This window comes from Flavobacterium sp. Flavsp81, from assembly GCF_059491325.1.
Genome location: NZ_CP168505.1, coordinates 2521575 through 2535831, shown reverse-complemented (window position 1 = coordinate 2535831; position 14257 = coordinate 2521575). Strand labels below are relative to the sequence as shown.

The window sequence follows — 14257 nt, the reverse complement described above, 5'->3', positions numbered from 1 at the left end:
AAACATGGACGGAAAGCTTAAAATTAAAATATCAGTTGCAGACAGGGTTTATCCGTTAACGGTAGAACCTGCTCAGGAAGAAGGACTTAGAAGTGCTTCTAAAAAAATTGATGCTATGATCAAGCAATTCGAAGAGAATTACGCAGTTCGCGACAAACAAGATGTACTGGCTATGTGTGCCCTGCAATTTGCATCACAAGTAGAACAAAAACAGATTGATAACGCTATTGATGGTGAGGAAACCATCGAAAGAATTAAAAGATTAAATTCGCTATTAGATCAATATCTCGAAAATTAAACGTTCTTTACATAAACTAAGATACTGCCTACATTAGTTCACAATTGGTAAACTCAACACTAACAATTTAGAATGAGCAAATCGTCGCTACTATAGTATGCCATGCTTCGGCTTGGAAACTTGAACAGTGAGTTAGCTCAAAACTTGTCTTTACGAGTTTATTCAAGCAATTAATGTAGGCTTTTTTTATATATAAATTTTAACAAACATGGACATAATAACGATCATTATTTCAGGTATTATAGGTATTGCAGCAGGTTTTGTAATAGCTAAAATTATCGAAAAAAGCAATATTTCTAATCTAATCAAAAATGCAAAAAAAGAAGCAGCCTCAATTTTAAAAGATGCTAATTTAGAAGCAGAAAATATCAAAAAAGACAAAATTCTTCAGGCAAAAGAGAAATTTATTGAATTAAAGTCAGAGCATGAGCAGGTAATTTTAGCCAGGGACAAAAAAGTAGCTGAAGTAGAAAAAAGAATTCGTGATAAAGAATCTCAAATTTCAAACGAACTATCTAAAGCGAAAAAAGTAAACGATGATTTTGAAGCTAAAACTCTTGAATACAATACCAAAATTGAAGTTTTAGATAAAAAACAAGCCGAAGTAGATAAATTACATAAAAGCCAATTACAACAACTTGAAGTAATTTCAGGGCTTTCTGCAGAAGAAGCAAAAGAACAATTAGTAGAAGGCCTAAAAGCTGAAGCTAAGAGTAAGGCTATGTCTCATATTCAGGAAACTATTGAAGAAGCTAAACTTACAGCACAGCAAGAAGCCAAGAAAATTATCATTAACACAATTCAGAGAGTAGGAACAGAAGAAGCAGTAGAAAATTGCGTTTCTGTTTTCAACATTGAATCTGATGATGTAAAAGGTAGAATTATTGGTCGTGAAGGACGTAACATCAGGGCTCTTGAAGCTGCAACAGGAGTAGAGATCATTGTTGATGATACACCGGAAGCTATTATTCTATCTTGTTTTGATCCTGTTCGTAGAGAAATTGCTCGTTTAGCATTACACAAATTGGTAACTGACGGACGTATTCACCCAGCGAGAATTGAGGAAGTTGTTGCCAAAACAGCTAAACAAATCGATGATGAAATTATTGAAGTTGGAAAACGTACAGTTATCGATTTAGGAATTCACGGTTTACATCCAGAGTTGATAAAAGTGGTCGGCAGAATGAAATACCGTTCATCTTACGGACAGAACTTGTTACAACACTCCAGAGAAGTTTCTAAACTTTGTGGTATCATGGCTGCCGAATTAGGCTTAAATGTAAAATTAGCCAAAAGAGCCGGTTTGCTTCATGATATTGGTAAAGTTCCTGATACAGAAAGTGATTTGCCTCACGCATTATTAGGGATGCAATGGGCTGAGAAATATGGTGAAAAAGAAGAAGTTTGCAACGCGATTGGAGCTCACCACGACGAGATTGAGATGAAATCATTATTATCTCCAATTATTCAGGTTTGTGATGCTATTTCCGGAGCAAGACCAGGCGCAAGACGTCAGGTTTTAGATTCTTACATTCAACGTTTGAAAGATCTTGAAGAAGTTGCTTACGGATTCAGCGGAGTTAAAAATGCTTATGCTATTCAGGCTGGTAGAGAACTTCGTGTAATTGTGGAAAGTGAAAAAGTTTCTGATGATAATGCAGCAAATTTATCTTTCGAAATTTCACAAAAAATCCAAACAGAAATGACTTATCCGGGTCAGGTAAAAGTGACTGTTATTCGTGAAACCAGAGCAGTAAACATTGCTAAATAAATTCACTAAAAAATATTTCAAAAAAAAAACTTCTCATCGGGAAGTTTTTTTTATTTCTGATTTAGTTAAATCTACAATTCGTCGTTAAAAACAATTTTAAAGGTTGTGCCTATTCCGACTTCACTTTCCACAGAAACTCTTCCTTTCATAGCCTCTATTTGGTTTTTAGTGATATGCAAACCAATCCCGCGTGCATCTTTGTGTTTATGAAACGTTTTATACATTCCGAACAATAAATCCCCATAAACCTTTAAATCGATTCCCTGGCCATTATCCTGAATCTTCAATACCTTGTTTCCTTCCTCATCAAGAAAATAATCAAAAATAATAACAGGATCCCTGTCTGGATGTGCATATTTAATTGCATTTGTTACGAAATTCTGCAAAACACTTTCGAGATAAGCAGGATTAAAATTTATAAATAAATATTCCGGCACATTGTTTATAATATTTGCTTTTGTTTCGGAACTAAAATCTTTAATGATCGAAATTGTTTTATTAATATAATTGGACAACCTCAAGGGCTTAACAATTATATTCATATCACCTTGAATCTGAACAATTTGATTTAAATTTAAAATCGTATCGTTCAAATCATTAGAAACTGTCCGAAGATGCATTAACATTTCTTTGATTGTTTCTTTTTTTTCATCAGTATCAATAAAATCCAGGATAGACTTTATATTGCCTGCCTGCGTATTTAAATTATGCGAAACGATATACGAAAAGTTCAGTAACCTGCTGTTTTGATCGCTATAGAGCTTCATTGTTTTTATAAGTTCCAGCTCTTTTTCCTTTTGCGCAGAGACATCTGTATGAGTTCCTATAACACGCAAAGGTTTACCATTTTCATCGCGTTCAATTACTTTTCCTCTATCCAGTATCCATTTGTATTTTCCACTGGAAGTCATTACACGATGATAATTTTCATAAAAAGGAATTTTATTGTCAAAATGTTCCTGTATGTCAGAGTAATATTTAGGCAAATCATCCGGATGGACAATTTTATCCCAACGTTCCGGATCATCAAAAATATCTGTTGATTCTAATTCTAAAATTTTTAATGATAATGAGGAATAAAAAACACTGTTTGTTACCATATTCCAATCCCAAATACCAGCAGTCGAAGCTTCTAAAGCAAATTGAAACCGTTCTTCGGAAATCCGTAATTTCAACTCTTTGTCTTTCAACTCTGTAATATCTGAAACACGCCCAAAAAAACTTACCCGGCCATCCGGTGAAGCCTCAGATTTAGATGAAATTTTAAACCATCGCAGTCCTTTTTTAGGCAATACCCCTCTAAACTCAATTTCCCACGGCAAAATACCTCTTTTTGCTTTTACTAAAGTTTGAAAAAACAAATCCCGGTCCTGCGGATACACCCTTTCATAAATAATTGTTTTGGTATCATTTGAAAAGTCATCAGCAGTCAGTTCAAAGATATCTTCCACTGATTTACTAACCAATGGAAATGAATAATTATTTTCTGAATCGATAATAAACTGAAAAATCAAATCAGGAATTTCAGCAAACAATTTTTTATAAAAGTCATTTGCATTCTGAGAATTTTCATTCTCATACAAATCGAAAACCATATGTTTATTTGTGTAAGATTGGGGAATCATTCTGAATAACAAGATATTGCTTTTTAAGTAAAAGTAAATGTTAAATAAATAAATTTTAAAAAATTATCTTCTTGGGTGAAAAGTATGCATGATTCCTTTTAAGAAACTTCTGTCCAGATGCACATAAATTTCTGTCGTGGTTATTGATTCATGCCCAAGCATTAACTGAATTGAACGCAAATCGGCACCATTTTCAAGTAAGTGCGTTGCAAAAGAATGCCTAAAAGTATGGGGACTTATGCTTTTATTTAAATTAATTTTTACCGCCAGATCTTTGATAATAGTAAAAATCATGGCACGGGTAAGCTGATTTCCTCTCCGATTCAAAAATAAAGTATCTTCATTGCCTTTCTTTATTTTTAAATGAATCCTGACATCCTTTTGGTAAATATCAATATATTTTTGAGTTAAGGTACCAATAGGAACAAAACGTTCTTTATTGCCTTTTCCGGTAATTTTTATGAAACCTTCCTCAAAAAACAAATCCGAAATCTTTAATGAAACTAATTCTGAAACACGGAGTCCACAGCCATACAAAGTTTCCAGCATTGCCCTGTTTCTTTCCCCTTCATTAGAACTTAAATCTATTGCATTAATCAGATTATCAATTTCCTCAACAGATAAAGTATCCGGTAATTTACGTCCGGTTTTAGGAGTTTCAATCAACTCCAAAGGATTGTCAACACGATAATCCTCAAAAACCAAATAATTAAAAAAACTTTTTAACCCGGAAATGATCCGGGCCTGGGATCTTGGATTCACTTCTTTTGAAACGGAATAAATAAACTGCTGAACTGTTTCTTCCGTAATTTTTACCGGAGACACTTCTATTTGATTATTTTCTAAAAAATGACACAATCGTTCAATATCGAAACCATAGTTTTCGATTGTATTTTTAGATAAACCGCGTTCGATTCGCAGATAGGATTGATAGTCTTTTATAAATGTGTTCCAATTCATGTTTACAAAGTAAAACATTTTCAGGCATAAAAAAACCTTCCGGTTAGGGAAGGTTTTAGATATTATTTAATTACAAATTAGAATTTGTAAAGAAGACCGAAGTTGATTGATCTCAAATCAGCACCTAAACCAAATCTATTAGTTTTTTCTGCACCGTCTCCACCATTATCATTTGTAGTATAACCTAATCCAGCCCATGTAGCCTCTATAGCAAAGTTGCTTGATACAAAGTAGCTCAGACCTAATCCTAAATTTGCACCAATTTCATTTTCTTTAACATCATTCAATTTGTCATCGACAGAACTGTAATCAACACCCAACTGACCAAATAAAGAGAAATCAGAAGAAGGTGTAAAGTAATATCTACCAAAAGCACCAACTGTTAATCTTGCCTCATCCTGAGTGTCTGTAACAGCAGTCTCTGCTTTGTCAGAACTGTATCCTAACTTACCACCAATTGCGATATTATCTGTAACAAAAAAACCAATTTTAGGTTCAATTTCAAATCCTGAAGATTTATTATCTCCTGTTTTTACTGAATTAATTCCAATAGCACCGGAAACAAAAATACTTCCTTTACTGAAACCTTTTCCTGTAGACTCTTGTGCATTTGCAAATCCAAATGCTAAAATAGCAACCATTGATAAAACAATTTTTTTCATTTTTTTTGATATTAAAATTTAATTAATGGCGCAAATTTATATTATTTCCTACTTATGAAGCAAATATATTTGTAAAAAAAATAGTATGAATTGTTAAATCAAAGTCAAGATGCTTTCTTTCAATTAATTAGAAATAAATAAAAAAAAACCTTCCGGTTAAGGAAGGTTTTCTTTATTATTAAACATTTTTAAATGTTTAGAATTTATATCCTACAGCTATTGAAAAAACACTATTTTTAATTTCTGTATCATTTCCTTCTTCAGTATCAAGAATGTTTGCTAAACCTAAATTATAACGAACACCTGCTGAAAGATTTTCTGTAAAATCATATCCTGCTCCAAAGTTAACTCCAAAGTCAATTGATTTAAATGAATCTTTAACATCCTCATCTTCGTCTCCAGCTTTAGCTTTAGCACCTACCAAAAATCCAATTTGTGGACCTGCTTCTAAGCTAAATTTATCAACCACATAAAATTTTGCCATTACTGGAACATTTATATAACTCAAATTATATTTTAAATCATCTCCTCCTCCGTCAGCCTCAAATTTAGTTCCTTGTGTAGAAAATAAAAGCTCTGGCTGAATAGCAAATTTTTCAGTAAGTTTGATTTCAGCAAAACCACCAACTAGAAAACCAACTTTTGAAGAATTATCTTCAATGTCATCGCCAGTAAAATTTGCAAAGTTAACCCCTGCCTTAACTCCAAATTTAGCCCCTTGTGCATTTGCGAATCCAAATGCTAAAACTGCAATAATAGATAAAGTAATTTTTTTCATTTTTTTGTAAATTAATGATTAATTAGTAAGACAAATCTATGTAAATTAACATAAAAACCAAATTTTATTATAAAATAATTGTATGCATAACTTTTAATATATTCAATAAATAAAATAAAAATGTCTAATTATCAGCATATTACACTAATCATATCACTAAAAACCATTAGAACAAAACAAAGCGTTAATTATTAGTAAAATTCTTTCTAAATTGTAAATTTCATATATTATTTGGCTCTTTTTCATCATAAAATGGAAATTTTTAAACTTAAAAAACAATAAATATAAGATTGATGAGTTTTTAAATGTAGTAATTTGTATTAATTAAACTAAACTTTAAAATTAACAATTATGAAAAAGATATTTTTAGTAGCCGTTTTATTCCTTGCAGCATCAACAGCAAGTCAGGCACAATTAGTGAAATTTGGAATTAAAGCAGGGGTTAACTTTGCAAACCAGACAGGAGATGCGTTTGATGCCCCCGAAATTGATAAGGAGGGTATTACCAGTTACCATGCTGGTGTAGTTGCAGAAATTAAATTATTAGACAGATTTGCTATTCAGCCGGAGCTTTTGTATTCTACTCAGGGAGCTACATATAAAAATGCAGGCGAAGAATTTAAAAACGAATTAGGTTATTTGTCTATACCTGTAATGGCTAAATTTTATCTAACAGATTCTTTTAGTCTTGAAGTAGGACCACAGGCATCCTTTTTATTAAGTGAAAAAGATAATGTCGATTTTGAGGATGCAGAAACTTTTGAATTTGGTGTCAATGCGGGATTAGGATTTAAGCTTACCGAAAACTTTTTTGTTCAGGGCCGTTATGGATTAGGATTGACAGATGCTTCAAAAAATGCGGATGTTAAAAATTCAACTGTACAATTATCGGTAGGATTTTTGTTCTAGAAATAATATCACATAGTTTTATAAAAACCGTTCTGTTAATTAGAACGGTTTTTTTATTTTTACCCAATCAGTAGACAAATTACAAAAATCAATTGCAATGGCAATCAAATAAATGTCAAAGGCAATTAAAAAATCAATTTAATCAAAATCAAAATATCTTATATATGAAAATTGCCATCATCAACGGACCCAATTTGAATCTTTTAGGAAAAAGAGAACCTGAAGTTTACGGAAGCCAGACTTTTGAAGATTATTTTGAAAGACTGGAACACAAATTTCCGAATATTGAACTTTCTTATTATCAAAGTAATATTGAAGGGGAACTGATTGGTAAAATTCAGGAAGTTGGTTTTACTTATGATGGAATTATCTTAAACGCCGGCGCTTATACCCATACGTCTATTGGTCTTGGCGATGCTATAAAAGCGGTGACAACTCCGGTTATCGAAGTACACATTTCGAATACATACGCACGTGAAAGCTTCAGGCATCAATCGTATTTGTCAGGAAATGCAAAAGGGGTAATCTTAGGTTTTGGTCTAAAAAGTTATGAGTTAGCCATTCAGTCGTTTCTATAAAATAGTGTCACCCTGAGCGGAGTCGAAGGCTATCCGGAAAAAAGGGTTTGATTCCGCTCAGCCTGACATGCAATTTAACAAATTTTTATTAAGCTCAATTTTAAGTTATTCTATTTTTGTAAGAGAAAAACTTCTATGAGAAACTATATTGTATTTGCCTTTTTATTTTTTTCGCTTTCTAATTTTGCCCAAATAAAAGGAACTATAACCGATGAGAAAGGAAATCCGCTTCCTTACGTATCTGTTTTTGAGGAGAACACCTATAGCAACACCACTTCTAATGAACAAGGGCAATACCTGCTTAATGTAAAAGAGGTAGGCAAAAACAAAATAACTTTTCAGTATTTAGGATTTAAAACACAAAAAATTGCCGTTTCATCGGATTCAAAAACAGTTGCTTTGGATGTAAAAATGTCTGAAGAGAGTTTTGCATTGAATGAAGTGGTAATTGATCCCAAAAATAATCCTGCGAATGCTATTATCAGAAGTGCTGTCGCAAACAAAAAAGACAACTCTGATAAAACAGCTCGCTATACCGCTGATTTTTATTCAAAAGGAATGTTTAAAGTCAAAGATTTACCTAAAAAGATACTTGGACAAAAAGTAGATCTCGGCGATGATATGGCATCCAATTTAGATTCTACGGGAACAGGAATTTTATACCTGTCAGAAACGGTTTCGAAGATTACTTTTGAAAAACCCAAAAAATTAAAAGAGAAAATTATTGCCTCAAAAATCTCAGGAAACAACAAAGGCTTCAGTTACAACACAGCCAGTTTATCTACTTATGATTTTTATGATAATACTTTAGAATTCGGTATCAATCTAATTTCGCCAATTGCAGATAATGCTTTCAATTATTACAAATACAAACTTGAAGGCACTTTTTTTGACGCCAATAACCAGCAAATCAATAAAATTAAAGTAATCCCGAAACGAGATAAGGAACCTGTTTTTGAAGGTTACATTTATATTGTTGATGATAGTTTTGCGATTTATGCGATCGATTTGGATATAAAAGGCTATCGAATGAAAAATGAATTTACCGAAGTCATGACTTTAAAACAAAACTTCAGTTATAATTCTGCAACTAAAATCTGGTCAAAAAATGCGCAGACACTTTCTTTTAACGCCGGGGCTTTTGGTATTAAGTTTTCAGGGAATTTCAATTATATATATTCGAATTATGAATTCCCGGATTCATTTGAGAAAAAGACTTTTGGAAATGAAATCGTTGCTTTTGAAGCAAACGCCAATAAAAAAGAGGAGGCATTTTGGAATGAAATCCGCCCCATTCCGTTAACGATTGAAGAAAGTACGGATTACACCAAAAAAGACAGTCTGCAGACGATTAGAAAATCTCAAAAATACACTGATTCTATTGATGCCAAAAACAATAAATTTAAAATTTGGGATATTTTGACGGGCTATGATTATAAAAACACTTTCAAACACAATTCTTTCGGATACAAAGGATTATTAAATATTACTTCATTGAGTTTTAATACCGTTCAGGGCTTTAATTTAGATTCGGGATTCTCTTATAAAAAATGGAATGAAGAGGAAGGAAAAAATACTTCAATAAATACAATTTTTAATTACGGTTTTTCAGACGAACGTTTTCGCGTTATTGGTGAGTTTAATCATCGGTTTAATGCTGTAAATTATGCCACAATTGGTGTTTCCGGCGGAACAAAAACCGCTCAGTTTAATAGCTTTGAACCCATAAGCAAATTGGTCAATTCGGTAAGTTCTTTGTTTTTTAAAGATAATTATATGAAGCTGTATAATTTAGAATTTGCACAGATTTATTATTCGCAGGACATTTTAAACGGAGTGAATTTGAATGCAAAAATGAGTTACGAGCAGCGAAAACCACTTTTTAACACAACTGATTATTCGTTCTTTAAAAAAGATGATTTTTATTCGTCTAACAATCCACAGGCACCAAATGATTTTGACACCCCTGCTTTTGAGGAACATCATTTGTTCAAAACCGCTTTAAGCGCACGAATCAATTTTGGGAATAAATATATTTCCAGACCAGACGGGAGATATAATTTTAAAGATGATAAATACCCGACATTATTTTTAGCATTTGAAAAAGCATTTGCAGCCAGCGGGAAAAAATATGAATTCGAGAGAATTGGCGCTTCAGTCCAATACGATTTGTCGTTAGGAAATAAAGGTTTATTAGGAATGAATTTGAGAGGGGGAAAATTCTTTAATGCCGAAAATATCGCTTTTATAGATTACAGGCATTTTAACGGAAACCAAACTCATATAGGAACAGGCGACCGCTATCTGAATGTTTTTAACTTAATGCCTTATTATACTAACAGCACCAATGACAGTTATTTTGAAATGCATTTGGAGCACAATGATACCGGATTTATCATGAATAAAATTCCGTTATTGAACTTATTAAAATCAACTATGAATTTAGGTTTTCATTCGCTGGCAATTCCCAATAGAAAGCTTTATTCTGAATTTACGGTTGGTTTAGATAATCTTGGTTTCGGGAAATTTAAGCTTTTCAGGTTAGATTATGTGCACTCTTATCAAGGCGGAATTCAACAAAACGGAGTTGTATTTGGTTTGAAGATTTTGAATGTTTTGGATTAGGATTTATTCTCTGCTTTGATAGAGGAGAAGCGACAAAAAACTGTGGGAAAATAAATTTTTAAACAGAATAAGATTAAAATGAATAGCTTCTAAAACAAAAAAAGCCTTTGAAATTTAAATCTCAAAGGCTTTCTGTTTTTTATAAATGAAAATTAGATTTTCTTCATTTGCTCTTTCATCATTGTGATTTGCTCTTTCAGCATTCCTTGTTTGTCTAATTTCTTAGCTTCGTTCAGTAAATTAGTTGCTTCGAGTTTTCTTCTGCGTGACATGGCAACTCCGGCAAGGTTTAATTTTGCTACGGCTAAATCCATATCCATAGATAAACCAAGTTCGATTGCTTTTTTGAAATGTTTCTCAGCCTGATTGATATTGGTTTGAGATAACATGATTCCGTGAAGGTAATTAAAGTATCCCTGTTGCTTTCTTACTAATGCGGTTTCAGGATTTTTAATGTATGCCAGCCATTTTTTAGCGCCTTCGAAGTCTTGTTTTCTTAGTTTAAGGAAAGCCAAAAGGATAAATTCGTTTTTGAAGTAAAGGAAAATCGGAATCGCAGTAAGTAAAATAAGGAAAATTCCATTCCCGATATTACTTTCTGTAAATTGCCAAACGCCAGCGACTACAAGAAGTCCGGCTAAAATAAGTTTAATATTTTTGTGAAACATAATAGGTGTATATTTGTGACTGCAAATATAGTAAAATGAATTAAAAATATTTTTATTAAAGTACTTGCCAGAAAAAAAAGTCTTTGTATATTTGCACTCGGTTTTAGAATAACGATATTCAAAAACAGAAAACAGATATTTAGATACCATTTTAAAGATACAAAGCAATGAGCAAAAGAACGTTTCAACCATCGAAAAGAAAAAGAAGAAATAAGCACGGATTTATGGACAGAATGGCTTCTGCGAATGGAAGAAAAGTTCTAGCGCGTAGAAGAGCTAAAGGAAGACATAAATTGACTGTTTCTAGCGAACCTAGACACAAAAAATAATGTTTCTATAAACATAAATAAGGCGTTACTTTTTTTAGTATCGCCTTTTTTTATACCTTGTCGGTAAAAAAAGGGGTTAAAATTCTGGTTTTTAACAAACTACTGCAGATTTAAATTAAATATAACTACACAATACAAATAAAATGCCTAAAGACACATCAATAAAATCGGTTTTAATAATAGGTTCCGGACCTATCGTTATTGGTCAAGCTTGTGAATTTGATTATGCAGGATCTCAATCTGCACGTTCTATTCGTGAAGAAGGAATTGAAGTAATCCTGATCAACTCAAATCCAGCGACAATTATGACCGACCCAACAATGGCCGATCATGTTTATCTGAAACCATTAACTACAAAATCGATTATTGAAATTCTGAAGGAACATCCACAAATTGATGCAGTTTTACCAACCATGGGTGGACAAACAGCTTTGAATTTGTGTTTGGAAGCTGATGAAAAAGGAATCTGGCAGGATTTCGGAGTACGTTTAATTGGTGTTGATGTAAATGCTATCAATATTACCGAAGACAGAGAGCAATTTAAACAATTGCTTCAAAGAATAAATGTTCCTACAGCACCGGCAAAAACGGCTACATCTTTCCTTGAAGGAAAAGAAATTGCTCAGGAATTTGGGTTTCCATTAGTAATTCGTCCTTCGTTTACACTTGGAGGAACCGGAGCAGCTTTTGTTCACAGCAAAGAAGAATTTGACGAAAAACTAACCTACGGATTAGAAATGTCACCAATACATGAAGTGTTGATTGATAAAGCTTTACTAGGTTGGAAAGAATATGAATTGGAGCTTTTGAGAGATAAAAATGACAACGTTGTAATTATCTGTTCAATCGAAAATATGGACCCAATGGGAATTCATACCGGAGATTCGATTACTGTTGCTCCGGCGATGACTTTATCTGATACCACTTTCCAAAAATTACGTGATTATGCAATCTTAATGATGCGTAGTATCGGAAATTTTGCGGGTGGCTGTAACGTACAATTCGCAGTTTCTCCGGATGATAAAGAAGATATCGTAGCCATTGAAATTAATCCTCGTGTGTCCCGTTCCTCTGCACTGGCATCAAAAGCAACTGGTTACCCGATCGCTAAAATTGCTTCTAAACTGGCGTTAGGATACAACTTAGATGAGTTGCAAAATCAAATTACAAAATCGACTTCTGCTTTATTTGAGCCGACTCTGGATTATGTAATTGTAAAAATACCACGTTGGAACTTCGATAAATTCGAGGGTGCCGACAGGACTTTAGGACTTCAGATGAAATCAGTAGGTGAAGTAATGGGAATTGGACGTTCGTTCCAGGAAGCATTACACAAAGCAACTCAATCTTTAGAAATCAAAAGAAATGGCTTAGGTGCTGACGGAAAAGGATACACCAATTATGAACAAATTATCGAGAAACTGACTTTTGCAAGCTGGGATCGTGTTTTTGTAATTTATGATGCGATTGCAATGGGAATTCCGTTGAGCCGTATTCATGAAATCACAAAAATCGATATGTGGTTCTTAAAACAATACGAGGAACTTTATACTTTAGAAAAAGAAATTTCAAACTATAAAGTATCTAATCTTCCAAAAGAACTTTTGCTTGAAGCAAAACAAAAAGGTTTTGCTGACAGACAAATTGCACATATGGTGAATTGCTTAGAAAGTGAAGTGCATACTTTGCGTATGGAGCAGAATATCAACCGTGTGTTTAAATTGGTTGACACTTGCGCTGCTGAGTTTAAAGCACAAACACCTTATTACTACTCTACTTTTGAGGCTGAGATTGAAAAAGCAAACGGTGAACGTTATGTAGATAACGAGAGTATTGTTACTGATAAAAAGAAAATCATCGTTTTAGGTTCCGGACCAAACAGAATTGGACAAGGAATTGAGTTTGATTATTCTTGTGTACATGGAGTTTTAGCAGCAAAAGAATGTGGTTATGAAACCATCATGATCAACTGTAATCCTGAAACAGTTTCGACAGATTTTGATACAGCGGATAAATTATACTTCGAGCCTGTTTTCTGGGAGCATATTTATGACATTATTCAGCATGAAAAACCGGAAGGTGTAATTGTGCAGTTAGGTGGTCAGACAGCTTTGAAATTGGCTGAAAAATTATCTAAGTACGGAGTAAAAATCATCGGAACCAGTTTTGATGCGCTTGATTTAGCGGAAGACAGAGGACGTTTCTCAGATTTATTAAGAGAACTAGATATTCCTTTCCCACAATTCGGAATTGCTGAAACGGCTGACGAAGCTTCTGCCTTAGCAGATACTTTAGACTTTCCGTTATTGATTCGCCCTTCTTATGTATTAGGAGGTCAGGGAATGAAAATCGTAATCAACAAAAAAGAATTGGAAGAGCACGTTATCAATTTATTGAAAACGATTCCGGGAAATAAATTGCTTTTAGATCATTATTTGGCAGGAGCAATTGAAGCGGAAGCGGATGCCATTTGCGATGCTGATGGCAATGTTTATATCATCGGAATCATGGAGCACATCGAACCTTGCGGAGTTCACTCCGGAGATAGTAATGCGACTTTGCCTCCTTTCAACTTAGGAGAATTCGTAATGCAGCAAATAAAAGACCATACACATAAAATCGCGCGAGCTTTAAAAACAGTTGGTTTGATCAATATTCAGTTTGCTATAAAGGATGATACGGTTTACATTATCGAGGCAAATCCTAGGGCGTCCCGTACAGTTCCGTTTATTGCAAAAGCATACGGAGAGCCTTATGTAAATTACGCTACAAAAGTAATGTTAGGACATAATAAAGTAACGGATTTCGATTTTAATCCGCAATTAAAGGGATATGCAATCAAGCAGCCGGTTTTCTCTTTCAGCAAATTCCAAAATGTAAACAAAGCATTAGGACCTGAGATGAAATCAACCGGAGAAAGTATCTTATTTATTGATGACTTAAAAGACGATCAATTCTATGAATTGTATTCCAGAAGAAAAATGTATTTGAGTAAATAGTATTCAAATTCAGATATAAAAAAAGCCTCAAATTTTAAAATTTGAGGCTTTTTTC

General features: G+C 33.3%; 12 protein-coding genes. 7 read left to right on the top strand and 5 right to left on the bottom strand.

The window, feature by feature from the left end; all coding sequences use genetic code 11:
- The first annotated feature begins 4 nt into the window (after positions 1 to 4).
- Positions 5 to 298: a cell division protein ZapA gene (locus ACEN92_RS10475; RefSeq protein ID WP_007804502.1), complete on the top strand. Its 294-nt coding sequence runs from the start codon at positions 5 to 7 to the stop codon at positions 296 to 298.
- 208 nt (positions 299 to 506) lie between these two features.
- Positions 507 to 2069, top strand: a complete 1563-nt coding sequence (gene rny, locus ACEN92_RS10470) for a ribonuclease Y (protein WP_495642296.1) — start codon at positions 507 to 509, stop codon at positions 2067 to 2069.
- 71 nt (positions 2070 to 2140) lie between these two features.
- Here the strand turns inward: rny and ACEN92_RS10465 are convergent, their stop codons facing one another.
- The 4 genes from ACEN92_RS10465 to ACEN92_RS10450 all read right to left on the bottom strand — a co-directional run bounded on the left by ACEN92_RS10465 (position 2141) and on the right by ACEN92_RS10450 (position 6094).
- A complete protein-coding gene (locus ACEN92_RS10465; protein ID WP_495642295.1) occupies positions 2141 to 3706 on the bottom strand; it encodes a PAS domain-containing sensor histidine kinase in 1566 nt (521 codons plus the stop codon).
- A 51-nt stretch (positions 3707 to 3757) separates the two neighbouring features.
- Complete coding sequence (gene xerD, locus ACEN92_RS10460; protein ID WP_495642294.1) at positions 3758 to 4654, bottom strand: site-specific tyrosine recombinase XerD; 897 nt, start codon at positions 4652 to 4654, stop codon at positions 3758 to 3760.
- 77 nt (positions 4655 to 4731) lie between these two features.
- Positions 4732 to 5316 carry an outer membrane beta-barrel protein gene (locus ACEN92_RS10455; protein WP_495642293.1) on the bottom strand — a complete coding sequence of 195 codons (585 nt, stop codon included), beginning with the start codon at positions 5314 to 5316 and terminating at the stop codon, positions 4732 to 4734.
- 196 nt (positions 5317 to 5512) lie between these two features.
- Positions 5513 to 6094, bottom strand: coding sequence for a porin family protein (locus tag ACEN92_RS10450; protein ID WP_495642292.1), 582 nt, complete (start codon positions 6092 to 6094; stop codon positions 5513 to 5515).
- A gap of 351 nt (positions 6095 to 6445) precedes the next feature.
- Between ACEN92_RS10450 and ACEN92_RS10445 the strand changes: the two genes are divergently transcribed.
- From ACEN92_RS10445 to ACEN92_RS10435, 3 genes are all read left to right on the top strand, one after another.
- Positions 6446 to 7003: a porin family protein gene (locus tag ACEN92_RS10445; RefSeq protein ID WP_495642291.1), complete on the top strand. Its 558-nt coding sequence runs from the start codon at positions 6446 to 6448 to the stop codon at positions 7001 to 7003.
- A 164-nt stretch (positions 7004 to 7167) separates the two neighbouring features.
- Positions 7168 to 7581: a type II 3-dehydroquinate dehydratase gene (aroQ, locus tag ACEN92_RS10440; RefSeq protein ID WP_495642290.1), complete on the top strand. Its 414-nt coding sequence runs from the start codon at positions 7168 to 7170 to the stop codon at positions 7579 to 7581.
- Positions 7582 to 7716: 135 nt separating this feature from the next.
- Positions 7717 to 10206: a DUF5686 and carboxypeptidase regulatory-like domain-containing protein gene (locus ACEN92_RS10435; protein WP_495642289.1), complete on the top strand. Its 2490-nt coding sequence runs from the start codon at positions 7717 to 7719 to the stop codon at positions 10204 to 10206.
- Between the two features lie 152 nt (positions 10207 to 10358).
- Here the strand turns inward: ACEN92_RS10435 and ACEN92_RS10430 are convergent, their stop codons facing one another.
- Complete coding sequence (locus tag ACEN92_RS10430) at positions 10359 to 10874, bottom strand: DUF2892 domain-containing protein (RefSeq protein ID WP_127339828.1); 516 nt, start codon at positions 10872 to 10874, stop codon at positions 10359 to 10361.
- A 167-nt stretch (positions 10875 to 11041) separates the two neighbouring features.
- Here ACEN92_RS10430 and rpmH point away from each other — a divergent pair, with 167 nt between their 5' ends.
- Positions 11042 to 11203, top strand: coding sequence for a 50S ribosomal protein L34 (gene rpmH, locus ACEN92_RS10425; protein ID WP_008464848.1), 162 nt, complete (start codon positions 11042 to 11044; stop codon positions 11201 to 11203).
- 143 nt (positions 11204 to 11346) lie between these two features.
- Entirely contained in the window at positions 11347 to 14202 is a 2856-nt protein-coding gene (carB, locus tag ACEN92_RS10420) for a carbamoyl-phosphate synthase large subunit (protein WP_495642288.1), read from the top strand.
- Positions 14203 to 14257: the final 55 nt, after the last annotated feature.

Excerpts from the sequence above, each read along its gene's own strand:
- ACEN92_RS10430 (WP_127339828.1), bottom strand. The coding sequence starts at position 10,874 with ATGTTTCACAAAAATATTAAACTTATTTTAGCCGGACTTCTTGTAGTC.
- ACEN92_RS10445 (WP_495642291.1), top strand. The coding sequence starts at position 6,446 with ATGAAAAAGATATTTTTAGTAGCCGTTTTATTCCTTGCAGCATCAACA.
- rpmH (WP_008464848.1), top strand. The coding sequence starts at position 11,042 with ATGAGCAAAAGAACGTTTCAACCATCGAAAAGAAAAAGAAGAAATAAG.
- ACEN92_RS10455 (WP_495642293.1), bottom strand. The coding sequence starts at position 5,316 with ATGAAAAAAATTGTTTTATCAATGGTTGCTATTTTAGCATTTGGATTT.
- carB (WP_495642288.1), top strand. The coding sequence starts at position 11,347 with ATGCCTAAAGACACATCAATAAAATCGGTTTTAATAATAGGTTCCGGA.
- xerD (WP_495642294.1), bottom strand. The coding sequence starts at position 4,654 with ATGAATTGGAACACATTTATAAAAGACTATCAATCCTATCTGCGAATC.
- ACEN92_RS10450 (WP_495642292.1), bottom strand. The coding sequence starts at position 6,094 with ATGAAAAAAATTACTTTATCTATTATTGCAGTTTTAGCATTTGGATTC.
- ACEN92_RS10435 (WP_495642289.1), top strand. The coding sequence starts at position 7,717 with ATGAGAAACTATATTGTATTTGCCTTTTTATTTTTTTCGCTTTCTAAT.
- ACEN92_RS10475 (WP_007804502.1), top strand. The coding sequence starts at position 5 with ATGGACGGAAAGCTTAAAATTAAAATATCAGTTGCAGACAGGGTTTAT.
- rny (WP_495642296.1), top strand. The coding sequence starts at position 507 with ATGGACATAATAACGATCATTATTTCAGGTATTATAGGTATTGCAGCA.
- aroQ (WP_495642290.1), top strand. The coding sequence starts at position 7,168 with ATGAAAATTGCCATCATCAACGGACCCAATTTGAATCTTTTAGGAAAA.